A 22,340-nucleotide genomic window follows, 5' to 3' on the forward strand; every position below is an offset into this window, starting at 1 on the left:
CATGCGCTATATTTCCACCCGTGGGCAGGCTCCTGTCCTGACGTTTGAACAGGCGATGCTGACCGGGTTGGCCCGCGACGGCGGTCTGTATGTGCCCGAATCCATCCCGACGCTGTCGACCGATCAGATCGCCGCCATGGCGGGTCAGAGCTACGAAGAAATCGCCTATACCGTGATGCGTCCGTTCATCGGTGATACCTTCAGCGACGACCAGTTCCGCGACTTGATCGGGCAGGCCTACGCCGGTTTCGGCCACGCGGCCCGCGCGCCACTGGTGCAACTGGCCCCCAATCATTTCCTGCTGGAACTGTTCCACGGCCCGACTCTGGCGTTCAAGGATTTCGCCATGCAGCTGATCGGCCAGATGTTCGAGGCCGCCCTGACCCGGTCCGGCGACCGCGTGACCATCGTGGGGGCGACGTCAGGCGACACCGGGTCCGCTGCGATCGAGGCGTTTCGCGGCTTGGATGCCGTCGACGTGTTCATCCTCTATCCGCATGGCCGGGTGTCAGAGGTGCAGCGCCGCCAGATGACGACCCCCACCGAATCCAACGTCCACGCCATCGCGGTGGACGGCGATTTCGATGACTGTCAGGCCATGGTCAAGGACATGTTCAACGACTTTCAGTTCCGCGAAGACGTGCGCCTTGCCGGTGTGAACAGCATCAACTGGGGCCGTGTTCTGGCGCAGGTGGTCTATTACTTCTCCTCTGCTGTCTCCTTGGGCGCACCCCTGCGCGAGGTCAGCTTTACCGTACCGACGGGCAATTTCGGCGATGTCTTTGCGGGCTTTATCGCCAAACAGATGGGCCTGCCGATCCGTGATCTGGTCGTCGCCACCAACACCAACGACATCCTGCACCGTACGCTGGAAACCGGTGCCTATACCAAGGGGACGGTCACCCCGACGATCAGCCCTTCGATGGACATTCAGGTCTCGTCCAACTTTGAGCGCGCGCTGTTCTACGCCTACGGGCAGGATGGCGCAGCCGTCGCAGGCCAGATGGATGACCTGAAACGGGGCGGGTTTACTGTGTCCCAGGGGGCCATCGACGCGCTGCGTGAAACCTACAAATCCGGCCGGGCCTCCGAACAGGAAACATCGGACGCCATCACCGCCTATGTGCGCGACCACGGTGAATTGCTGTGCCCGCATACCGCAGTGGGCACCCAGGTGGCCGAGGCGCATCTGGGCACCACGCCCATGGTGACGCTGGCGACGGCGCACCCGGCGAAATTCCCGGCAGCGGTGGAACGCGCCACAGGCATCCACCCCCCCTTGCCCCCGCGCATGGCCGACCTGTATGACCGCGACGAACGGATCACACGGGCCGCACACGATTTGCCCGCCATCCAGAAAATCATCAAGGATCGGATCGCCACTTGACCATCGAGCTGCACACGCTGTCCAACGGCCTTCGCGTCGTCACCGAACACATGCCCGGACTGGCCTCGGCCTCTGTCGGGATCTGGGTGAACGCGGGCGGACGGCACGAAACGGCATCCCAGAACGGCATTGCGCATTTTCTGGAACACATGGCGTTCAAGGGCACGAAACGGCGCAGCAGCCTGCAAATTGCCGAGGCGATCGAGGACGTGGGCGGCTATATCAACGCCTACACCAGCCGCGAGACGACGGCCTATTACGCCCGCGTGCTCGAGGCTGACGTGGGTCTCGGCATTGACGTGATTTCCGACATCCTGCTGAATCCCCTGTTCGAGGACCGCGAGATCGAGGTCGAGCGCGGTGTGATCCTGCAAGAGATCGGGCAGGCGCTGGACACGCCGGACGACATCATTTTCGACTGGTTGCAGGAAACGGCGTATCCCGGCCAGGCCCTTGGTCGCACCATTCTGGGACCAGAGGAACGTGTTGCGCAGTTCACGCGTGACGATCTGACGGGCTTTGTCGGTCAGCACTACGGTCCGAACCAGATGATCCTCGCGGCCGCCGGTGCGGTGGACCACGACGCCATCGTGGCCGAGGCTGAACGCCTGTTCGGCCACCTGCCGCCCGCACCCCGCGCCGGACTGATCGAGCCCGCCCGCTTTGCCGGGGGCGAACGCCGCGAAACCAAATCGCTGGAACAGGTTCATTTCGCACTTGGATTCGAGGGGCCGGACTACCGCGACCCGGAAATTTATACCGCGCAGATCTACGCCAGCGCGATGGGCGGCGGCATGTCGTCCCGCCTGTTTCAGGAAATCCGCGAAAACCGCGGGCTGTGCTACACCATCTTTGCCCAGGCCGGTGCCTACGAGGATACCGGCATGACCACGATCTACGCAGGCACCAGTGCCGCCGAGATCGCCCAGCTGGCCACCGTGACGATTGACGAGATGAAACGCGCCGTGGAGGATCTGTCCGCAGCCGAGGTCGCCCGCGCCCGCGCCCAGATGAAGGCAGGGCTGTTGATGGGGCTTGAAAGCCCGTCGAACCGTGTCGAACGTCTGGCCCGTGTACTGGCAATCTGGGACCGTATCCCGCCCCTGTCGGAAACCATCGAACGCATCGACGCCGTGACCACGGGTGACGTGCGCAAATTCGCCGAACGCACGCTGCAGTCCGGGGCCGCGCTGACCCTTTATGGTCCGTCCAACGACGCCCCCACGCTGGATGCGCTGCGGGCGCAGATTGCGGCCTGACGGTGCTGCGCGCGCGCAAGGTGCGTCTGGAAACGGAACGGCTGACGCTGCGCGCGCCCGTCCACGCCGATTTTCGCGCCTGGGCTGCCCTGCGGCGTGACAGCGCAGATTTCCTGCAGAAATGGGAACCGACGTGGGCGGCTGACCATTTCAGCCGCAAGAGTTTCACCAACCGCGTCTATTGGTCCCAGCGGTCGATCACGCAGGGCACCGCTGTTCCGCTGTTCCTGATCCGCCGTGACGACAACACACTGCTGGGTGCGATCACGCTGGACAACATCCGGCGCGGCCCTGCGCAGGCAGGGACCACAGGCTACTGGATCGGCGCGCCTTTCGCGCGTCAGGGCTACATGCGCGAGGCGATCGAGGCCGTGGTGCACTACGCCTTTACGAAACTCGACCTCAGCCGGATCGAGGCAGGTTGCCTGCCCGAAAACACCGCGTCGCGTCGCCTTCTGGAACAAACGGGCTACAAATACGAAGGGGTGGCGCAAAGCTATCTGCAGATCGACGGGCGTTGGCGCAACCATGTGCTCTACGCCAACCTGCGACACGACCGACGGGGCAAGACGGACGCCGGCTAGGCGGTCCGGCCCGATAAATGGGGCAAGACATGTTTACACCAGCCACTGATGCCAACCTCGCGGACCTGCGCGCGGCCCTGCCGGACGGCACGTTCAAGGATGCGACAGACAGCTACCTGACCGAACCGCGCGGCCGCTGGCAGGGGGCTGGCACCGTCGTTGCCCCCGGCACCACCGACGCGGTGTCCAGCATCCTTGCCTATTGCAATGACCACCGCATCGCGGTCGTGCCCTACGGCGGCGGGACGGGTCTGGTCGGCGGACAGTTGATGGGCAAGGGGGCCGTGCCGCTGGTGCTGTCGCTTGAACGCATGACCGCCATCCGTGACCGGTTCCCGTCCGAGAACGTACTGGTGGTCGAGGCGGGTGCCATCCTTGCCGACGTGCAGGCCGAGGCGGAACGCCTGGGCCGCCATTTCCCGCTGTCGCTGGCCTCCGAAGGATCGGCGCGCATCGGCGGTTTGCTGTCCACGAATGCAGGCGGTGTGAATGTCCTGCGCTATGGCAACGCCCGCGCACAATGTCTGGGGCTCGAGGTGGTGCGCCCCGACGGCACGATCTGGCACGGACTGACGCGCCTGCGCAAGGACAACACCGGATACGACCTGCGCGATCTGTTCATCGGTGCCGAAGGCACGCTGGGCATCATCACTGCCGCGGCTTTGCGGCTGGTGCCGCAGCCCGTGCGCATCGGTGCGGCAATGATGGCCGTGCCTTCGCCGCAGGCCGCCCTCGATCTGCTTGGCATCGCGCAGGGGCGGTTGGGCGATGGTATCTCTGCGTTTGAAATCATCCACCGTCAGGGCCTCGATTTCCTGGCCGAGGTCGGGCCGGATGTGAAACCGCCCTTTGCCGAAACGCCCGACTGGATGGTGCTGATCGACGTGGGCTTGCCCGCGGGCCTGTCGCCGGACACGGCGCTGGAGGATCTGTTCACCGAGGCCGTCGCCGCCGATCTGGTCATCGACGGCGTCATCGCGCAATCCATGGCCGACCGCGCCGCGTTCTGGAAAATCCGCGAAAGCATCCCCGAGGCGAACCGCCGCATCGGGTCGATCAGTTCGCATGACATCTCTGTCCCGCTCAGCGCGGTGCCTGAATTCATCGCACGGGGCGCACCGGTGCTGGCCGAAATCGGGCATTTCCGGATCAATTGTTTTGGGCACCTTGGCGACGGCAACCTGCACTACAACGTCTTTCCCATGCCCGGCCGCAACCGCGCCGATTACGAGGCCGAACGCCCCGCCGTGAAAAAGGCGGTGCACGATCTGGCCCATGCCTTTGGCGGGTCAGTCAGCGCCGAACACGGTGTCGGCAGGCTCAAGGTGGGTGATCTGGAAACCTACAGCGATCCTGCCAAGCTGGCGATGATGCGCGCGATCAAGGATGCGCTGGACCCGCATGGCATCATGAACCCCGGAGCCGTGCTGCGGCAGGCCTAGCCTTTCGGCTTAACCATTCGTTCACCCGAATCGTTCAAACACGTCACAGCGGTAAATCCGCTGCACGTGTGGGTGCAATGACCCCGCTGCGGGCCTCGAACGGGCCAAACTGGCAAAGTCAGCGCAGCGGGGGCGTCTTGCTTTTTGGCCTATTCGCCTGCGTAGGCACACAGCGCATGGACATCCATGTTCATGCCTTCCAACTTGGCCCGTCCGCCCAGGTCGGGCAGGTCGATGATGAACGCACAGCCAACGACCTCTGCACCCAGCTTTTCGCACAGCTTGATCCCGGCCTCGGCGGTGCCGCCTGTCGCCAACAGATCGTCCACGATCAACACGCGTTCACCCGGCTGCAACGCGTCATCGTGAATTTCGACGACCGCCTCGCCGTATTCCAGCGTATAGGCCTGTTCGATGGTCCGCGCGGGCAGCTTGCCCTTTTTGCGGATCGGCACGAACCCCTTGGACAGCTGGTGCGCGATGGCCCCGCCCAGAATGAAACCGCGCGCCTCCAGTCCCACGACCTTGTCGATCTGCATGCCCGCATAGGGGTGCAGCAACTGGTCGATCGCGATGCGGAACCCGCGCGGGTCCGCAAACAGGGTCGTCACGTCGCGGAACATGATGCCTTCGTGCGGGAAATCGGGGATCGTGCGGATATAGTCTTCGACGGTTTTCATGTCTTGTCCTTTGGGGTCAGCACACGGCCAGCGACCGCATCCAGTTTTGCAATCAGATCGGGGTCGCGCCGGTCGGGCGCGGTCATGATGGCATGGGTCAACGCAGTATCACAGCCCGCGGCGCAGCCTGTTGGCAGATCCGCGGCCAGCGCCACGACCAGATCACGGGCCTTGGTGCCGTTGCCCTGCAGGGTTGCGATCACATCCGATACGTCCACCGACCCGTGGTCGGGGTGCCAGCTGTCGAAATCGGTGATCATCGCAACCGAGGCATAATGCAGCTCTGCCTCGCGGGCGAGCTTGGCCTCTGGCATGTTGGTCATGCCGATCACGTCGGCCCCCCAGACGTCACGGTACATCACACTTTCCGCACGGGTGGAAAACTGCGGACCTTCCATCGCGAGGTATGTGCCACCCGCGTGGACATTGATGCCCACACTGCGGGCCGCCGTCACACAGGCCGCCGACAGTGCGTCGCATACCGGGTGGGCCACGCTGACGTGCCCCACACAGCCGGGGCCAAAGAATGACTTGTCCCGCGCAAACGTCCGATCGATGAACTGATCGACCACCACGAAATCACCCGGCGGCATGTCCGCCCGGAACGATCCGCAGGCCGACAGGCTGACCACGTGGGTGCAGCCCAGCCGTTTCAGCGCGTCGATGTTCGCGCGGTAAGGGACGGACGTCGGCGTATGCACATGCCCACGCCCATGACGCGGCAGGAACGCCAGCGGCTGATCGCCCAGCGTGCCGGTCAGGATTGCGTCCGAGGGCACACCAAAGGGGCTATCGACGTCCTGCCACGCGGCGTCCGCAAGGCCGGGGATGTCATACAACCCCGATCCGCCGATAATACCTAACCTGCCGCGCATGTCGTCCCCTGCGTTGTGCCCGTCCCGTTGTGACCACTGCGCCCGTGCCGCGCAACCACTAAGCCCGTCGGGGGTGACAATCGCGGCCCCGTGTCGTAGGGGCGGCACAACAGATTTCAAAGACAGGTTTTCCTATGGCCCGCCGCGCGCTCTTGGCGAATTTCGCCGATTCCATCGCCCTGACCGATCCCAGCGCCCCGCTGACTGCCGGTCGGCTGCGGATCGAGGTTCTGTCAGGCCTCACGGTGGCCCTCGCCCTCGTGCCAGAGGCGGTCGCTTTTGCCTTTGTCGCGGGCGTGCCGCCGCTGGTGGGCCTTTATGCCGCGTTCATCGTCGGCCTCGTGACCGCACTGATCGGTGGGCGTCCGGGGATGATTTCCGGGGCGACGGGTGCGCTGGCCGTGGTCATGGTCAGCCTAGTTGCGGTGCACGGCATCGAATACCTCTTTGCCACTGTGGTTTTGATGGGGCTGATCCAGTTGGTCGTCGGTATCATGCGCTGGGGCAAATTCATCCGGCTTGTGCCACACCCGGTCATGCTGGGCTTTGTGAACGGGCTGGCCATAGTGATTTTCATGGCGCAGCTGTCGCAATTTCAGGTGCCCGGCACCGCCGTCGCGACCGGACATGGCATGTCGGGTGGCGAATGGCTGTCTGGCTTGCCGTTGATCATCATGCTGGTCCTGACGTTCCTGACCATGGCGATCATCTGGCTCATGCCCAAGATCACCAGTTTTGTCCCCGCCCCGCTGGCCGGGATCGGGATCGTCGCGGCCATCGTGATCCTGTTCGGTGTGGATACACCCGTGGTCGGCGACCTTGCATCCATCGAGGGCGGCCTGCCGCCGTTCCATATTCCGCAGGTTCCGCTGACACTCGAGACGCTTCAGATCATCCTGCCGTACGCGCTGATCCTCGCCGCCATCGGCCTGATCGAGAGCCTGCTGACACTGAATCTGGTCGGTGAAATGACCAACCAGCGTGGTGGTGCCTCACAGGAATGCATCGCGCAGGGTGCGGCCAACACGATCACCGGGTTCTTTGGTGGCATGGGCGGCTGCGCAATGATCGGTCAGTCAATGATCAACGTGAAATCGGGCGGTCGGACCCGCGTCGCCGGGATCGCCGCAGCCCTGTTTTTGCTGGCGTTCATCCTGTTCGCATCCGGTCTGATCGCGCAGATCCCGCTGGCGGCACTCGTGGGCGTGATGTTCATGGTGGTGATCGGAACCTTTGCCTGGAACAGCTTTACCATCATGCGCAAGGTGCCCAAATCCGACGCCTTCGTCATCGTGCTGGTGACCGTCGTGACGGTCATGACCGACCTCGCCACCGCCGTTCTGGTCGGTGTGGTCGTGTCGGCCTTGGTCTATGCCTGGGGCAACGCCAGCCGCATCTACGCCAGCACCTACACCACACCCGAAGGGGCCAAGGTCTACCAGATCCAGGGGCCGCTGTTCTTTGGCTCTGCCGAAGGATTCTCCGAACTCTTTAAACCAGAAGAGGACCCCGGCTTGGTGATTGTCGATTTCGAAAACAGCCGCGTGGTGGACCAGTCGGCCTTGCAAGCGATCGAGGCTGTCGCCGCGAAATACAACGCGGCAGGCAAGCATATCCAGCTGCGCCACCTCAGCCGCGACTGCCATCGCCTGCTGTCAAAGGCGGGTCACCTGATGGTCGATAGTGACGATGACCCCGATTACGCGCTTGCCGTCGATTATTCGGTGCGCACGGGCATTTTCGGCGCGGGCCACTGACCCGCGCCCGCCGTGCCGGTCATTCGCCGGGACGGCCCATCTCGAACACGTTTTCCACCACCGAAAAATCGCGATAACCCAATCGGCTGACCGGCTTCACGGCGGTGACGTCGAACATGCCGTCCTTGATGAACCGATCATCGATGTGGATGCCCACCACCTCGCCGAACACGGCATAGTTGGCGGCACCTTCCAGTTTGATGATCTGGCGCAGTTCGCATTCCAGCACGGCGGGGGCTGCGGCGACAAAGGGACAGTCGATTGTGGTGCACTGGCCCTTTTCCAGACCCGTCAGTTCAAATTCGTCGACATCCGCGCGCCAGCCGCCGGAACTGTGATTCATCTGCTCCTTGAGGTCGAAGGACACCACGTTGCAGGCAAACACGCCGGTGTCGTTGATATTGGCCAGCGAATCCTTGGTCCCCGGACGGTCGGGTTTTGCGCCCAGTGACGCGAACATCACCTGCGGCGGCGTATAGGCGACGGCGTTGAAAAACGAATAGGGGGCCAGATTGTCCCGCCCGTCCGCGCCGCGTGTCGAAATCCATCCGATGGGGCGCGGTGTCACCAGCGCGTTGAACGGGTTGTGCGGCAGGTCGTGGCCGTCTTTGGGGCGATAGAACATGGCGGTCTCTTTCCTATGGGTCGATACAAGTTTAGCCTACCCACAAGGCACGACCAGAGCAGAAGACGAACAGCATGGATATCACCACCGCACAAGAGCGGCCCGACGACCACTGGGAGGTCGAGGCCCTCTATGACCTCTGTTTTGCGCCCGGTCGGACAGCCCTTTCGTCCTATCGCCTGCGGGATGGCGTCGATCCCGTGGCGCAATTGTGCCTTGTCGCCCGCGATGGCTATGGTCAGGTTGCGGGCGCGATCCGTCACTGGCCCGTCTGCGTGGGGGGCAAGCCTGCGGTTCTGCTTGGCCCCGTGGCCGTGCACCCCACTCACCAAGGCGAAGGCATCGCGGCCCTGCTGATCTGGCGCTGTCTGGAAATCGCGGCCAAGGCGGGTCATCCGCGCATGATGCTGGTCGGTGACGAACCCTACTACGGCCGTTTCGGATTTCGTCGCCTGACCGATGTGACCATGCCGCCCCCCACCAACCCTGACCGGGTCTTGGGGATCGCATTGCGGCGCGGTGGCTGGGACGGCGTGACAGGGTCCGTGACACCGGCCACAGATTGCAAATGAACACGGCACGCATATCTTTGTGACAGCGCTGCGGAGGCTGACATGACCAACCCCGATCCCACGACAGACGATCACCTGCCCCTCACCGCCGAGGTCGAGGACCGTATTCGCGCCTTGGCGCACCGCCAGCGCCGGGCCAATGGCCTGATGATGCGGGCGATCAATTTCGTGGGCGGGCAGGTGGATGATACGCTCAAACTGTTGCCTGCCGGCGCGCGCGGCCAGATCGACACCGCCGTGCGCGCGGCACTGGAACGCAGTTTCGACATTGCCGCCAGATCACGCGAAGGGGCCGCCGGTCAGGCCGTCCAATCCGATGCCGCCCACAAGGCGATGGCGACCCTGTCCGGGGCCATCGGCGGCTTTGGCGGGTTGCCCACGGCGCTGGCGGAATTGCCCGTGGCCACCACGATGATCTTTCGTGCGGTGCAGGGCGTCGCGGCGCAGTACGGTGAGGACCCGACCAGCATGCAGACCCGCATGGATTGTCTGGCTGTCTTTGGTGCCGGCAGCGCCCAGGGCGAAAGCATCGACACCGCCTTTATCGGGGCGCGGCTGGGGCTGACGGGGGCCGCGGTGCATAGCCTGATCGGGCGCGTCGCCCCGCGTTTCGCGACCCTGCTGACGCAGAAACTGGCGACACAGGCCGTCCCGATCCTGGGGGCTGCTGCCGGGGCCGGGACCAATTACGCCTTTACCCAGTATTTCGTCGAAATGGCCCATGTGCATTTCGGCCTGCGCCAACTGTCGCGCCGCCACGGCGAAGACGCGGTGCTGACCCTGTTCCACGCCACACTCAGCGACGCGCGCCCACCCGCCAAAACCGCCTAAAGCCGGCTTTTCAGATAGCCGCTGACGGCGTCGCGTGCGGACAGATCGCCCTTGGCCCAAGCGTCATCCATGACGGCCCGCACCTCGTTCAGATCGACACGGCGCAGCAGGTGTTTCACGGGGCCGACCGATGCAGGCCGCATCGACAGGGACCGGAACCCGCAAGCCGCGAGGCAGATCGCCTCCAGCGGGCGGCCCGCATCCTCGCCGCAGAACGACAGGTGGGTGCCCGCATCGGCGCAGCGTTTGACGACCATTTGCAGGAACGTCAGGAAACTGTGGTTCAGCGTGTCATAACGACGCCGCACCCGTTCGTTTTCGCGATCAGCGGCATAGAAAAACTGTTTCAGGTCGTTGCCACCGACCGAGATGAAATCGACCTCCTGGAAAAATGCATCCGGGGCGAACCCCAGCGACGGCGTTTCCAGCATGGCACCGACGTTCAGCGGCGCGGGCAGGGGGTTGCCCAGGATCTTTTCGCGGGCCAGCACCTTGTCCAGTTCGGCGCGTGCTGCGCGGTATTCCGACAGCAGCGTGATGAACGGGAACATGACCGTCAGCGGCCCGCCGTTTGCGGCCCGCACCAGCGCCTGTAGCTGCATCCGCAGGATGCCCGGCTTGTCCAGACCGACCCTGATCGCACGCCAGCCCATCGCGGGGTTGGGCTCGTCGTTGGGTTTCATGTAGGGCAGGACCTTGTCCGACCCGATATCCAGCGTCCGGAATGCAATCGGTTTGCCACCCGAGGCCTTCATCACCCGCGCATACAGTGCCGACAGCTCTGACCGCTTGGGCATGTGGCTGCGGATCAGGAATTGCAGCTCCGTGCGGAACAGACCCACACCCAGGGCACCCGACCCTTCGAGTGACGGCAGGTCCGCGAGCAGGCCCGCGTTCATGTAGAGTCCCAGTTTCGTGCCGCATTGCGTCAGCGCTGGTTCGTCCCGGATCGACGCATAGCGCTCTTGGGCGCGCGTCTGCATCGCCAGCTTGTCGCGGAACGCGGCGTGCACGGCTTCGTCAGGGCGCAGGTGCACGACGCCCTGATCGCCGTCCACCAGAATTGGGTCGCCGTTCAGCGCCTCGGTGGTGATGCCCTTGGCATTGATGACCAGCGGGATCGCCCAGGCGCGGGCGACAACCGTGGCGTGGCTGCCGACAGAGCCTTCTTCCAGCACGATGCCGCGCAGTTTCTTGCCGTAGTCCAGCAGCTCTCCGGGGCCGATGTTGCGCGCCACCAGGATCGGATTGTCGGGCATGTCAGCACCCGTGTCCTTGCCCTGTCCCGTCAGGATGCGCAGCAGGCGGTTCGACAGGTCGTCCAGATCGTTCAGCCGTTCGCGCATATAGGCGTCGCCGGCCTGGTTCAGCCGCGTGCGGGCCAGCGATTGTTCCTTTTCCACCGCGGCCTCGGCGGTCAGGCCGTTGCTGATGTCGGCCTCCATCCGGCGCATCCAGCTGCGCGAATTGGCGAACATGCGGTAGGCCTCGAAAATCTCCAGCTGGTCAGTGGTCATTTGCCGACTGCCCGACAACAGCGCATCGACCGAGGATCGCAGTTCCTCGACCGCGTCGCGCAGACGCTGCAATTCCAGATCGGGATCGTCCGAGATCGGGTTGGTGACCACGACCCGTGCCTCGTGCAGGAACACATTGCCCGACGACGCGCCCTCTTGTGCGATCGACCCGCGGAACAGCACCGGGTTCTGGTGCCGTGCGGACAGGGCCGCACCTTCACCGATGAATGCGCCCAGTTCGGTCATCTCGGCCAGCACCATGGCCACGACTTCCAGCGCGTAAACCTCGTCGGCACTGAATTCGCGGGCGTCCTTGGACTGCACGACCAGCACGCCCAGCGCATCGCCCAGCCGCTGAATAGGCACGCCGCAGAACGACGAATACCGTTCTTCGCCGGTTTCGGGCATATAGCGGAAACCGCGCGCGCTGGGGGCGTCGGCGGCATTGATGACCCGCCGCGTTCGGGCGACCCGACCGACCAGACCCTCGCCCAGCCGCAGCCGGGTCTTGTGCACGGATTCCTCGGCCAGACCCTGTGTGGCGCACAGTTCCAGTGTCTCGTTGTCCCGGAACAGATAGATCGAACAGACCTCGGTCTGCATCGAACTGGCGATCAGACCAACGATCTTGTCCAGCCGTTCCTGTCCCTCGCCACCCTCGGCCAGCGCATGACGCAACCGTTCCAGCAGCTTGCGGCTCTCTGATTCAACGCGCTCCGGCATGCAGCCCCCAAACAAATTCGGACCACCTATAGGCGATTGCGTGGGGGCGGGGGAAGGTCAAAGGTCCGGTGCATCCAGTCTGTGCCAGCGCTTTGGGCGAATCCGTCCGTCGGGGAACGGTGAACGGGCAGTTGTATCATCGCGGATCGCGCGACTGCATCCACAGCCAGGGCGTCGGACCCATGCGCCATTCCCACAGGCACAACAGACGATCAAGGTCTGACAGCTGTTCCATCCAGTCGGGCAGGGCGGCCGTGTCAGCGCTGCGCCCGATCCGCTCCACGCTGTGGGTCGGGGCGAAACGCTGCGTCATCTCGTCTGACAGGCCGGGGGTGAAACAATCGTGCACCTCGACCAGGATATCGGCATGGGTCAGCGCCGGGGCCCGTGCGGGGTCCAGCAGCACCGCCTCGGCCCCTTCGATATCGCACAGGATCAGCGTGCGCTGGTCTGCACAGACCGCAAGGTCGGCATGGTCCAGCGTGCCATGAACCGTGACCCGCCCGTCGACCCCGTTGCGACGGGCCAGCGCCGCGCAGGCGGCCCGTGCACCTGGATTGCTGTCGCAGGCCATGACTCGCGTATCGGGCATCCGCCGCGCAAGGCCTATGGCGTAATAACCCTCTGCACAGCCCACGTCGACGACCAGCGGATAGGACTGTGCGATGATCTGCTCGAAAACCGGTGCAAGCGATGCCTCGTAGCACCCGATCAACCGCGCCACGCCTGCGCCTTCGGTTGCTTGGGTGTCATAGATCAGACCCTCGAAGGGACCGGACAGCACGTTGCATCCCTCACGGGCGGTCAGCGTGTTCTGGATCAACCTTGCGCGCCATTTCGCCAGATGCCGCAGTGCCTGCTCCAGCCGTCCAGCGTCAGGCACCCCCTCCAGCAACGCCAGCACGTCACGGGTGACCACCTGCGTCAGCGCGCTGGGTTTTTCCGATCGGCCGTTCGGCATGCCGCCCCCCGCCTGTTACTGATCCGTTTTGCGGCAGCGTCGCCGATCACACGGCGCAAGGCAAAGAAAAACGCGCCGCGATCCCCCGATCGCGACGCGTCATCTGCAAATCCGGCGCTGATGGATCAGGCGGCTTTTTCCAGCTCGAACGCATCGTGCAGCGCCTGCACGGCCAGTTCCATGTATTTGCGGTCGATCAGCACGCTGACCTTGATTTCCGAGGTCGTGATGACCTTGATGTTGATGCCTTCGTCGCGCAGCGTCTCGAACATCTTGGCCGCGACACCAGCGTGGGACCGCATGCCGATGCCCACGATGCTGACCTTGGCGACGCCTTCGTCTGCGACCAGATCGTGGAAATTGATCGACCCTGATGCCTTGGCGTCTTCCATCGCCTTTTGTGCGCGTTTCACCTGGTCAAAGGGACAAGAGAACGTCATGTCCGTGCGCCCTTCCTCCGAGATGTTCTGCACGATCATGTCGACGTTCACACCGGCGTCGGCCAGCGGGCCAAAGATGGCGGCGGCGATGCCGGGGCGGTCAGCGACCGAAATCAGGGTCATCTTTGCCTCGTCACGGGAATAGGCCACACCGGCCACGACGTTGTTTTCCATGATGTCCTCCTCGGCGCACACCAGCGTGCCCGCTTGATCTGATGGTTCCTCGAAACTGGACAGCACCCGCAGTTTCACGCGGTAGCGCATCGCCAGTTCGACCGAACGGGTCTGCAACACCTTGGCCCCCAGGGAGGCCAGTTCCAGCATCTCCTCGAACGCGATGCGGTCCAGTTTGCGCGCCTTGCTCGTGATGCGCGGGTCGGTGGTATAGACGCCGTCCACGTCCGTGTAGATATCGCAGCGTTCGGCACCGAATGCGGCGGCAAATGCGACAGCAGTGGTGTCCGACCCGCCACGCCCCAGTGTGGTGATCCGGCCTTCGGGGCTTATGCCCTGGAACCCGGCGACGACCGCGACCTTCATGCCGTCGGCGAATTTCGCCTCGATGTTGTCGGTCGGGATCGCCTCGATCCGGGCGTTGGCATGCGCGGATGTGGTCTGCACCGGCACCTGCCAGCCTTGCCACGACCGTGCAGGAATATCCATTTCCTGCAACCGCAGCGCCATCAGACCGGCGGTAACGTTTTCGCCCGACGACACGACCGCATCGTATTCGCGTGCGTCATATAGTGGCGAGGTTTCGTTGACCCAGCCCACCAGCTCGTTCGTCTTGCCAGACATCGCCGAGACAACGACGATCACGTTATAGCCATTGGCCACCTCGAGTGCCACGCGTTTGGACGCCCGCGCGATGCGGTCGAGGTTCGCGACCGAAGTGCCGCCGAATTTCATCACGAGGGTGGGCATGATTGGTCCCCATTCTGTTCCGACAGGCGCTTTAAGCCAGCACCGGCCCAAGGGCAATGCGTATCGCCGTCAAAGCGGGTGGGTTTGCCCGTCCCAGGTCAGAAATTCGCCCGTTGTGTCCAGCGACAGCGCGGCAAAGCGTCTGATCAACCCGGTAGCGGATTCCTCTGGCGTGATTGCCGCCGTGGCCCCGCCCATGTCTGTCTGCACCCAACCGGGGTGATAGACGCCGACGGCGATCCCCTCGGGGGCCAGGTCATGCGCCAGATTGCGCCCCAGGTTCAGCGCCGCCGCCTTGGACGCGCGGTAGGCATAGCGGTCCCCGGTGGCCAGCGTGTTCGACCCCAGTTGCGACGAAATGATCGCGATCTTGCCGCCCACCCGGCGCAGGTGCGGCAGCACGGCCTGCACCGTCAGAAAGACACCCATGACATTCACCGCAAAGGACTGCGCCCAGATGTCAGGCCTATATCCGTGATCCAGCGCCTCATCGCCGTCCAGCAGCACGCCCGCGTTGCACACCAGCAGATCCAGCCCACGGTCACCCAGCGTGCCCGCCAGATCGCACTGGCTGTCCGGGTCGGTCACATCCAGCTGCAGGAACGGTCCGTCTGCTGCGTCGCGATGCGTGCCCAGAACATCCCGCCCGTCCGCCAGCATGGCATCCAGCAAGGCACGTCCGATGCCGCGATTGGCCCCCGTGATCAATGTGGTCATGGCGTCGTTCCTTCAGTTGGTTGATTTGCGCGACCGGAACGGCAGCGGCAGGACCGGCACCTCGTCTGCGATCAATGCGCGGACCTCTTCACCCGTCGCCTCGCCGTAGATAGGGCGTTCGGGGGCGCTGCCGTCGTGTTGCGCACGGGCTTCCTTGGCGAATGATCCACCGACATAGGTCGCCGTGCTCTCGACATGTTTGCGCAGCTTTTCCAGCGGGGCAGGGTCACTGATCTTGGCTTGCACCTTGGGTGCCATCAGCGCCTTTTTGACGCGGGTCGATCCACAGGTCGCACAGGACAGATGCCCGGAACGGGACAGGCTGTCATAGGCCTGCGCATTGGCAAACCAACTGTCAAAGCTGTGGTCATTGTCGCATATCAGACTGTAACGGATCACCGGCGCGGTCCCTTGTGTGATGACATTCATCTAAGCCGTCCGGCGTCGCATGCAAATGCCTGTCGTGCGATGGTGGCGATCTGACCTTGCGCCACTAGGTTAGGCCACATGCAGCCGCCAGTTTTCATCGGGTCCGAGATCTACCGCCATTCGTCCTACGGACCGTTCCACCCGCTGCGGGTGCCACGCGTGTCCACGGTGATGGACATGTGCCGCGCAATGGGGTGGTTGCCCGCCGATCAATACCTGAACTCTCCGCGCGCCAAACCCGCCGCCTTGCTGTCCTTTCATACGCCCGAATACATCGCAGCCCTGCAACAGGCAGAGCGTGACCAATCCGTCACCGATGCTGTCCGCGCCCGTCATGCGCTGGGCACATCCAACAACCCGGTATTCCCCGAAATGTGGCGCAGGCCCGCCACCTCTGCCGGGGCCGCCATGCTGGCCGGAGAGCTGTTGCGCGACGGCGGCACCGTGTTCACGCCCGCAGGCGGCACGCACCACGGGTTTCCCGACCGGGCGGGCGGGTTCTGCTATCTCAACGATCCGGTGCTGGGCATCCAGTCGGTCCGGCGCAGCGGCGCGCGCCGGGTCGCCTATATCGACATCGACGCACATCACTGCGACGGGGTCGACCATGCATTCCGCGATGACCCCGACACGCTGCTGATTTCCACGCATGAGGATGGTCGCTGGCCGCGCACCGGCGCGCTGGACGACACAGGCGCGGGCAATCTGTTCAACGTCCCCCTGCCGCGCGGCGCGCGCGACGACGACATGGCATTGGTGCGCGACGCCGTCATTCTCCCCGCGTTGACCGCCTTTCGCCCCGACGCCATCGTCCTGCAATGCGGGGCCGACGCGGTGGATGAGGACCCGCAATCGCGCCTGTCGCTGTCGAACAACGCGCATTGGGACGTGTTGCGGGCGATCAAATCACTTGCGCCGCGTCTTATGGTGTTGGGCGGCGGTGGGTACAACCCGTGGTCGGTTGGCCGGCTATGGACAGGGAATTGGGCGATCCTGAATGGTCACGCCATCCCCGACACCCTGCCAATCGCGGCGCAAAACGTCCTGTCCGCCTTGCGGTGGGAAGGGCAGCGCAGGGTCAAAATGCCGCCGGACCACTGGATCACCACGCTGCGCGACGCACCGCGTCATGCGCCGGTTCACGCCCAAACCCGCGATGCCGCAGCGCTGTTGACCGGGCGGCTACGGGCTTGGGCGTGATGCCACCTTGCCCCCGTGCCGGACAGACAGGATAGTCGCCGCATGAAATACCTCTTTGCCTTGCTCCTGTCGCTTCTGCCCGGTCTGACCGCGGCGCAGGGCGTCACCGTCTTTGCCGCCGCCAGCCTCAAAGAGCCGCTGGACCAGATCGCCCTGACCCAGCCGGATGTGACAGTGACCTACGCAGGCAGCGGCACGCTGGCGCGGCAGGTCATGGCAGGCGCGCCAGCCGATCTGGTGGTCCTTGCCCATCCCGACTGGATGGACGCGCTGGAACAGGACGACGCGCTGGTGCCCGGCAGCCGCGTGGACCTGCTGTCGAACGAAATCGTCCTTGTCGCGCCGCAAGAAACGCCTGCACTGGACCTGACCCCCGGCGCGTTGACCGATGCCCTCGGCCCCGATGGACGCCTTGCCATTGGCCTCACGGCATCGGTTCCGGCAGGGATCTACGGACGTCAGGCACTCATATCGCTCGACCTCTGGGACGCCGTTTCAAACCGCCTTGCCGAAACCGATTCCGTGCGCAGCGCGCTGGCCCTCGTCGCACGCGGCGAGGCACCACTCGGCCTCGTCTATGCCACGGATGCGCGGGTTGAACCGACGCTCAAGGTGGTTGCCCGTTTCCCGCAAGGTAGCCACGCACCGATCCTGTATCAGGCCGCGGTTGTCCGGGGTGAACACGAGGATGCAGCACAGGCTCTCTTGCTTGCGTTGCAGTCACCCCAGGGTCTGACCGCCTTTATCGGGGCCGGGTTCCTGCCCGCGGGCCAGCCTTGACGCTGGGCCTTGATCCAGCCACCTGGGGGGCTGTCCTGCTGTCACTGCGCATCGCCGCAGTCGCCACACTGTGCAGCCTGCCGCTGGCCATTGCCGTCGCATGGTTGCTGGCGCGCAAACAATTCTGGGGGCGGGGCCTGCTGAATGGATTGGTGCATCTGCCGCTGGTGCTGCCGCCCGTCGTCACGGGCTATCTGCTGCTGATCCTGTTCGGCACCCAGGGTCCCATCGGCGGCTGGTTGCGCGACACGCTGGGCGTCACGCTGGCGTTCCGCTGGACGGGGGCCGCACTCGCCGCTGCAATCATGGCGTTTCCCTTGGTGGTCCGCGCGATCCGTTTAGGGTTTGAGGCCGTCGATCCCGGGCTCGAGGATGCCGCTGCGACCCTCGGCGCCAGCCGCACCCGCATTTTCGCAACCGTAACCCTGCCGCTGATCGGTCCGGCCGTGCTGGCAGGGGCGGTGCTGGGCTTTGCCAAGGCGCTGGGCGAATTCGGTGCCACCATCACATTCGTCGCCGCGATCCCCGGCCAGACGCAAACAATCCCGACGGCGATCTACGGGCTATTGCAGGTGCCGGGCAGCGATGGGGCGGTTGCGGTTCTGGTGACCATCTCCATCGTTTTGGCGCTGGGCACATTGGCGTTGGCCGAGGCGCTGTCGCGCCGGATGCAACGGCGGATCAGAGGATGATTGACGTCGCGGTTCAAAAACGGTTGGGCGATTTCTCGCTGGATGCTCAGTTTGCGGCACCCGGCGGAATCACCGCGATCTTTGGTCGGTCCGGATCCGGCAAAACCAGTCTGATCAACGTCGTCGCCGGATTGCTGCGACCCGACGCGGGCCATGTGCGCATCGACGGGACGGACCTGACACAGGTGCCGGTCCGGCGGCGGCGGATCGGCTATGTCTTTCAGGATGCGCGGCTTTTCCCGCATCTGAGTGTGGCCCAAAACCTTGCCTATGGCGGTACCCATGACCGGGACGCCGTGATCGACATGCTGGGGCTGGGTGCGTTGCTGGACCGCCGCCCTGCAAAACTGTCGGGTGGTGAAACATCCCGCGTGGCCCTCGGCCGTGCGCTGATGAGCAACCCGCAACTGCTGTTGATGGATGAACCGCTCGCAGCCCTCGACACCCCGCGCAAGGCAGAGGTGATGGGCTATCTCGAACGTCTGCGGGATCGGTCGCAGGTTCCGATCCTCTATGTCAGTCACGACATGTCAGAGGTCGCCCGTCTGTCCCGCACCCTTGTCATCATGGACGCAGGCCGCGTGGTCCGCGCGGGCCCGGTGGCAGAGGTGCTGTCGGATCCACAGGCCGTTCCACTGGTCGGTGTGCGCGACGCGGGTGCGGTGCTGACCGGGCGCGTGCAGGCCTTTGACGCGGACGATGACCTGACGCAGGTCGCGCTGTCCTCTGCCACGCTGACCTTGCCGGGACGGTTGGGGGCCTTGGGCGCGCAGGTCCGTCTGCGAGTTCCGGCGCAGGATGTGATCCTGTCGACGCAGGCCCCCATCGGAATCAGTGCGCTGAACGTGTTGACCTGTCGGATCGCCACGCTGATCGAGGGGCAGGGACCGGGCGTTGCCGTGTCGCTGACCTGTGGCACCGACCGCTTGCTCGCGCGGATCACCCGCCGGTCCGCCCGCGCAATGGGACTGCGCGTCGGACAAGAGGTGCATGCCATCCTCAAGGCGACGGCCATCGCGGCGGCAGACGTGGGAACAGGGGACGCGCCATGAAGATCATCGTCATGGGGGTATCCGGCTGCGGCAAGAGCCTGATCGGCGAGATGCTGGCCGATGAAATCGGCCTGCCGTTTCTGGACGGCGACGACCTGCATCCCCCCGCAAACATTGCCAAGATGTCGGATGGCAAGCCATTGAACGATGCCGACCGCGCACCCTGGCTGGATGCGGTGGGAGAGGCGCTAGCCGCCTGTGATCGGGTCATCGCCTGTTCGGCGCTGAAACGCATCTATCGCGACCGGATCAGGGCTGCCGCAGGTACGGTTTGTTTTGTCCATCTGGCAGGCGATAGGGCGGTGCTGCTGGACCGTGTGTCATCGCGGCCCGATCATTTCATGCCAGCGGATTTGTTGGACAGCCAGTGCGAGGCGCTGGAACCACCCGGCAGCGACGAACACGCCGTGACGGTGGATATCGACGCGACACCCGATCAGGTCTTGGCCGCGATCATGGCAACGGGTCTGTGCGATGCAGCGTGATGCGCAGGCCGCCATGCGGCACGATAATCCGCGTCGGGGTGAACGGCAGGCCGGTCGCGCTGGCCAGTGACGCCTCGCTGGTGACGATACCGACGCGCCAGCCGCTGAACCGGTCCAGCAGCGTTTTGCCCAAGGCCCCGTAAAGCGGGTAGAGCAGTTTCTTGTTCCCGATCCGCGCACCGTAAGGCGGATTCACGATGACCAGCCCCGGCGGCCCGTCGGGGCGTTGCAGGTCGCTGACAGCATGGTGGGTGAATGCGGTCTGATCCCCGACACCAGCGCGGGCGGCGTTTTTGGCCGCCATTGCGACAGCACCCGTATCGCGGTCAGAGCCGTAGAATTGCAGACCATGCGCTGTGACCGGATCACGTTTCAGCGCGGCGAATGCTCCGGGGTCGTAGGTTGCCAAGTGCTGAAACGCGAATTCCCTGCTGCGGCCCGGTTGCAGGCCAGCGGCGATTTCCGCCGCCTCGATCACGAATGTCCCTGAGCCGCACATCGGGTCCACGACCGACTCTGTTCCCGTGTAGCCGCATTCCGCCAGGAACAGCGCCGCCAGCGTTTCGCGCATCGGGGCCTTGCCGACCCATTCCTTGTGCCCGCGTTTGTGCAGGCTCTCGCCGCTGGTATCGATGCTGAAGGTGACGGTGTTGTCGGCAATCCGCACCTTGAGCGTAACCGGCGCATCGGCGGAAATGGTGGTGCCCAGCTCTTCTTTCAGGGCGGTTTCGATGCGTTGGGTCGCGGCGCGGCCGTGGTAGATCTTGGACCGTTTGTCGGTTGCAACTTCGACCCGGACAGGAACGTCGGGGCGCAGATAGTCAGACCAGGGAAATTTGCGCGCGCGCTTGTCCAACTGCGCGAGGTGAAACGCCAGAAACGACCCGATCCGCACCAGCACGCGACCCGTGCCGCGCAAGTCAAGGTTCGCGCGCCAGACGTCGGTCCAATCGCCCTGAAACGTCACGCCACCCGGCACGGTGACGGCATCGGCAAAGCCTGCGGCGCGGGCCTCGGCCCGGACGGCGTGTTCAAGCCCGGGCGGGGCAGAGAGGAATATTTCAAAGCGGTGATCTGTCATGCACAGGCCCTAACCCGCCCGCGCCGCCCCGCATAGGGCAAAGCGGCGGGCGGGATATATGTCGATTCCGTGATGTTTCGCATGCGAAACATATTATGTAACGAAAACATGGGTTTATGTGGCGCGCGCCGGGTTAACGCCGCAGATGTTGTGTCCGGACGCTAGAGCGCGTTCAACAAATCCAGCGTGGGCCAGGCGTCGGCAGGCAGGCCGCGACGCGCCTGTTCCTGCTGAACCGCCTCTCGGGTCTTTTCGCCCAGGATGCCATCGGCACCGCCCACGTCGTAGCCCAGCGCCTGAAGCCGTTGTTGCAACTGCACCATCTGGTCGCCTGACAGGCCGGGGTCCGCGTTGCCGGCGTCATAGACCGGCGCGCCATTGATTCGGGTCGCGAAATAGGCGGCCGTCAGCACGTAGGTCAGCGACTGGTTCCATTCGAAATAGACGCGGAAGTTCGGATAGGCAAAGAACGCAGGCCCGTTGCGCCCCATCGGCAACAGGACCGAGGCAGGCAGGCTGCCAGCGGGGGCGGCACCGTTGCGGATGTCGACGCCCAAGGCACGCCATTGATCGACGGTCATTTCCTTGTCCAGACCTGTCAGGGTCCAGTCCAGCCCGGCGGGCACGGTGATTTCCTGCAAGGCGGGCTGGTTCGGCACCCAGCCCAGATCGGCCAGAAGGGTTGCCGCCGACATCAGCGCGTCAGGGGCGGATGTTTTCAGCGTGACGTGACCGTCGCCGTCACCGTCGACACCGTTTTCGATGATGTCGCGCGGCAGCATCTGGACCTGACCGATTTCACCGGCCCAGGCGCCCGTGGTGTTCAGCGGAAAGTCACCACGCTGATAGAGTTCGATCGCGGCGATCAGTTCGGGGCGGAAAAGCTCTGGCCGGCGGCAGTCGTGGGCGAGGGTGAACAGCGCGTCGCGGGTGTTGAAATCACCCTGGATCTGGCCGAAATCCGTCTCGAACGCCCAAAAGGCCAGCAGCACGCCGCGCGGGATGCCGAAACGCGCCTCGATATCGTCAAAGATTCCGTCATAGCGGTCGCCGTAAACCTGCGCGTTTTGCAGGCGGCTGGCGCTGATCAGGCGGCGCGAGAATGTGACGAAATCCAGTTGAAACACGCCTTGTGCGCGGTCGGCGTTCAGCACCGACTGGTCGATGCTGGCGGTGTTCAGGAAATCACGCGCCGCCTGCGGGTCGAGGCCAGCGGCTGTAGCCTCTGCCAGAACGCCCTGACGGAAACTGTCGATGGACCCGCCGCATTCCTGGGCTGTGAGCGGGGTGGCAAGGCAAGTCAGGGCAAGCAGGGCGTGGCGCATGG

The 22,340-nt window shown here is 64.4% G+C and carries 22 protein-coding genes; 12 read left to right on the plus strand and 10 right to left on the minus strand.

The features are described from left to right. The first annotated feature begins 1 nt into the window (after position 1). Genes thrC through BMX27_RS04110 form a run of 4 tightly spaced genes read left to right on the plus strand, consistent with a single transcriptional unit; the run spans position 2 to position 4,672 of the window. Positions 2-1,387, plus strand: a complete 1,386-nt coding sequence (gene thrC, locus BMX27_RS04095; protein ID WP_090158572.1) for a threonine synthase — start codon at positions 2-4, stop codon at positions 1,385-1,387. Next, on the plus strand, positions 1,384-2,646 hold the full coding sequence (locus BMX27_RS04100) for a M16 family metallopeptidase (RefSeq protein WP_090158573.1): 1,263 nt from the start codon (positions 1,384-1,386) through the stop codon (positions 2,644-2,646). The genes thrC and BMX27_RS04100 overlap by 4 nt, the downstream gene beginning before the upstream one ends. A 2-nt stretch (positions 2,647-2,648) precedes the next feature. Beyond that, positions 2,649-3,230, plus strand: coding sequence for a GNAT family N-acetyltransferase (locus tag BMX27_RS04105; protein ID WP_090158574.1), 582 nt, complete (start codon positions 2,649-2,651; stop codon positions 3,228-3,230). Between the two features lie 29 nt (positions 3,231-3,259). Continuing rightward, positions 3,260-4,672 carry an FAD-binding oxidoreductase gene (locus tag BMX27_RS04110; RefSeq protein ID WP_090158575.1) on the plus strand — a complete coding sequence of 471 codons (1,413 nt, stop codon included), beginning with the start codon at positions 3,260-3,262 and terminating at the stop codon, positions 4,670-4,672. Positions 4,673-4,821: 149 nt separating this feature from the next. Here the strand turns inward: BMX27_RS04110 and BMX27_RS04115 are convergent, their stop codons facing one another. Both BMX27_RS04115 and BMX27_RS04120 read right to left on the minus strand, forming a co-directional pair. Beyond that, on the minus strand, positions 4,822-5,352 hold the full coding sequence (locus BMX27_RS04115; protein ID WP_090158576.1) for an adenine phosphoribosyltransferase: 531 nt from the start codon (positions 5,350-5,352) through the stop codon (positions 4,822-4,824). Next, positions 5,349-6,227: an S-methyl-5'-thioadenosine phosphorylase gene (locus BMX27_RS04120; RefSeq protein WP_090158577.1), complete on the minus strand. Its 879-nt coding sequence runs from the start codon at positions 6,225-6,227 to the stop codon at positions 5,349-5,351. Before BMX27_RS04120 ends, BMX27_RS04115 begins: the two co-directional genes overlap by 4 nt. Positions 6,228-6,361: 134 nt before the next feature. Here BMX27_RS04120 and BMX27_RS04125 point away from each other — a divergent pair, with 134 nt between their 5' ends. Beyond that, on the plus strand, positions 6,362-7,984 hold the full coding sequence (locus BMX27_RS04125; RefSeq protein WP_090158578.1) for a SulP family inorganic anion transporter: 1,623 nt from the start codon (positions 6,362-6,364) through the stop codon (positions 7,982-7,984). 19 nt (positions 7,985-8,003) lie between these two features. Here BMX27_RS04125 and BMX27_RS04130 read toward each other — a convergent pair whose 3' ends face one another. Then, on the minus strand, positions 8,004-8,609 hold the full coding sequence (locus tag BMX27_RS04130; protein ID WP_090158579.1) for a flavin reductase family protein: 606 nt from the start codon (positions 8,607-8,609) through the stop codon (positions 8,004-8,006). A 74-nt stretch (positions 8,610-8,683) separates the two neighbouring features. Between BMX27_RS04130 and BMX27_RS04135 the strand changes: the two genes are divergently transcribed. Beyond that, positions 8,684-9,181 carry a GNAT family N-acetyltransferase gene (locus BMX27_RS04135; RefSeq protein ID WP_090158580.1) on the plus strand — a complete coding sequence of 166 codons (498 nt, stop codon included), beginning with the start codon at positions 8,684-8,686 and terminating at the stop codon, positions 9,179-9,181. Between the two features lie 42 nt (positions 9,182-9,223). After that, on the plus strand, positions 9,224-10,012 hold the full coding sequence (locus BMX27_RS04140; RefSeq protein ID WP_090158581.1) for an EcsC family protein: 789 nt from the start codon (positions 9,224-9,226) through the stop codon (positions 10,010-10,012). On the opposite strand, the gene ptsP is transcribed toward BMX27_RS04140, so the two are convergent. The 5 genes from ptsP to BMX27_RS04165 form a co-directional block, all read right to left on the minus strand. Beyond that, complete coding sequence (ptsP, locus tag BMX27_RS04145; RefSeq protein WP_090158582.1) at positions 10,009-12,252, minus strand: phosphoenolpyruvate--protein phosphotransferase; 2,244 nt, start codon at positions 12,250-12,252, stop codon at positions 10,009-10,011. The genes BMX27_RS04140 and ptsP overlap by 4 nt on opposite strands. A gap of 136 nt (positions 12,253-12,388) precedes the next feature. Then, the gene (locus tag BMX27_RS04150) at positions 12,389-13,213 is read right to left on the minus strand and encodes a class I SAM-dependent methyltransferase (RefSeq protein WP_090158583.1); all 825 of its coding nucleotides are present in this window, start codon (positions 13,211-13,213) and stop codon (positions 12,389-12,391) included. A 125-nt stretch (positions 13,214-13,338) separates the two neighbouring features. Next, positions 13,339-14,577, minus strand: coding sequence for an aspartate kinase (locus BMX27_RS04155; protein ID WP_090158584.1), 1,239 nt, complete (start codon positions 14,575-14,577; stop codon positions 13,339-13,341). 69 nt (positions 14,578-14,646) lie between these two features. After that, positions 14,647-15,294 carry an SDR family oxidoreductase gene (locus BMX27_RS04160; RefSeq protein WP_090158585.1) on the minus strand — a complete coding sequence of 216 codons (648 nt, stop codon included), beginning with the start codon at positions 15,292-15,294 and terminating at the stop codon, positions 14,647-14,649. Between the two features lie 12 nt (positions 15,295-15,306). After that, positions 15,307-15,693 carry a DUF1178 family protein gene (locus BMX27_RS04165; protein ID WP_090158749.1) on the minus strand — a complete coding sequence of 129 codons (387 nt, stop codon included), beginning with the start codon at positions 15,691-15,693 and terminating at the stop codon, positions 15,307-15,309. A 108-nt stretch (positions 15,694-15,801) separates the two neighbouring features. Here BMX27_RS04165 and BMX27_RS04170 point away from each other — a divergent pair, with 108 nt between their 5' ends. Genes BMX27_RS04170 through BMX27_RS04190 form a run of 5 tightly spaced genes read left to right on the plus strand, consistent with a single transcriptional unit; the run spans position 15,802 to position 19,932 of the window. Then, positions 15,802-16,923 (plus strand): acetoin utilization protein AcuC, encoded by a 1,122-nt coding sequence (locus BMX27_RS04170; RefSeq protein WP_090158586.1) that lies wholly within the window; start codon positions 15,802-15,804, stop codon positions 16,921-16,923. Positions 16,924-16,965: 42 nt separating this feature from the next. After that, positions 16,966-17,703 (plus strand): molybdate ABC transporter substrate-binding protein, encoded by a 738-nt coding sequence (gene modA, locus BMX27_RS04175; RefSeq protein WP_090158587.1) that lies wholly within the window; start codon positions 16,966-16,968, stop codon positions 17,701-17,703. Next, entirely contained in the window at positions 17,700-18,395 is a 696-nt protein-coding gene (modB, locus tag BMX27_RS04180) for a molybdate ABC transporter permease subunit (RefSeq protein WP_090158588.1), read from the plus strand. The genes modA and modB overlap by 4 nt, the downstream gene beginning before the upstream one ends. Continuing rightward, a complete protein-coding gene (gene modC / locus BMX27_RS04185) occupies positions 18,392-19,447 on the plus strand; it encodes a molybdenum ABC transporter ATP-binding protein (RefSeq protein WP_090158589.1) in 1,056 nt (351 codons plus the stop codon). Before modB ends, modC begins: the two co-directional genes overlap by 4 nt. Then, positions 19,444-19,932 carry a gluconokinase gene (locus tag BMX27_RS04190; RefSeq protein WP_090158590.1) on the plus strand — a complete coding sequence of 163 codons (489 nt, stop codon included), beginning with the start codon at positions 19,444-19,446 and terminating at the stop codon, positions 19,930-19,932. The genes modC and BMX27_RS04190 overlap by 4 nt, the downstream gene beginning before the upstream one ends. Here the strand turns inward: BMX27_RS04190 and BMX27_RS04195 are convergent. Together BMX27_RS04195 and BMX27_RS04200 are read right to left on the minus strand one after the other, a co-directional pair. After that, positions 19,901-21,013 (minus strand): THUMP domain-containing class I SAM-dependent RNA methyltransferase, encoded by a 1,113-nt coding sequence (locus BMX27_RS04195; protein WP_090158591.1) that lies wholly within the window; start codon positions 21,011-21,013, stop codon positions 19,901-19,903. The genes BMX27_RS04190 and BMX27_RS04195 overlap by 32 nt on opposite strands. A gap of 161 nt (positions 21,014-21,174) precedes the next feature. Continuing rightward, positions 21,175-22,338, minus strand: coding sequence for a lytic murein transglycosylase (locus tag BMX27_RS04200; protein WP_090158592.1), 1,164 nt, complete (start codon positions 22,336-22,338; stop codon positions 21,175-21,177). Between the last annotated feature and the right edge of the window lie 2 nt (positions 22,339-22,340).

It is taken from the genome of Loktanella sp. DSM 29012, from assembly GCF_900110705.1.
Classification (GTDB): domain Bacteria; phylum Pseudomonadota; class Alphaproteobacteria; order Rhodobacterales; family Rhodobacteraceae; genus Loktanella; species Loktanella gaetbuli.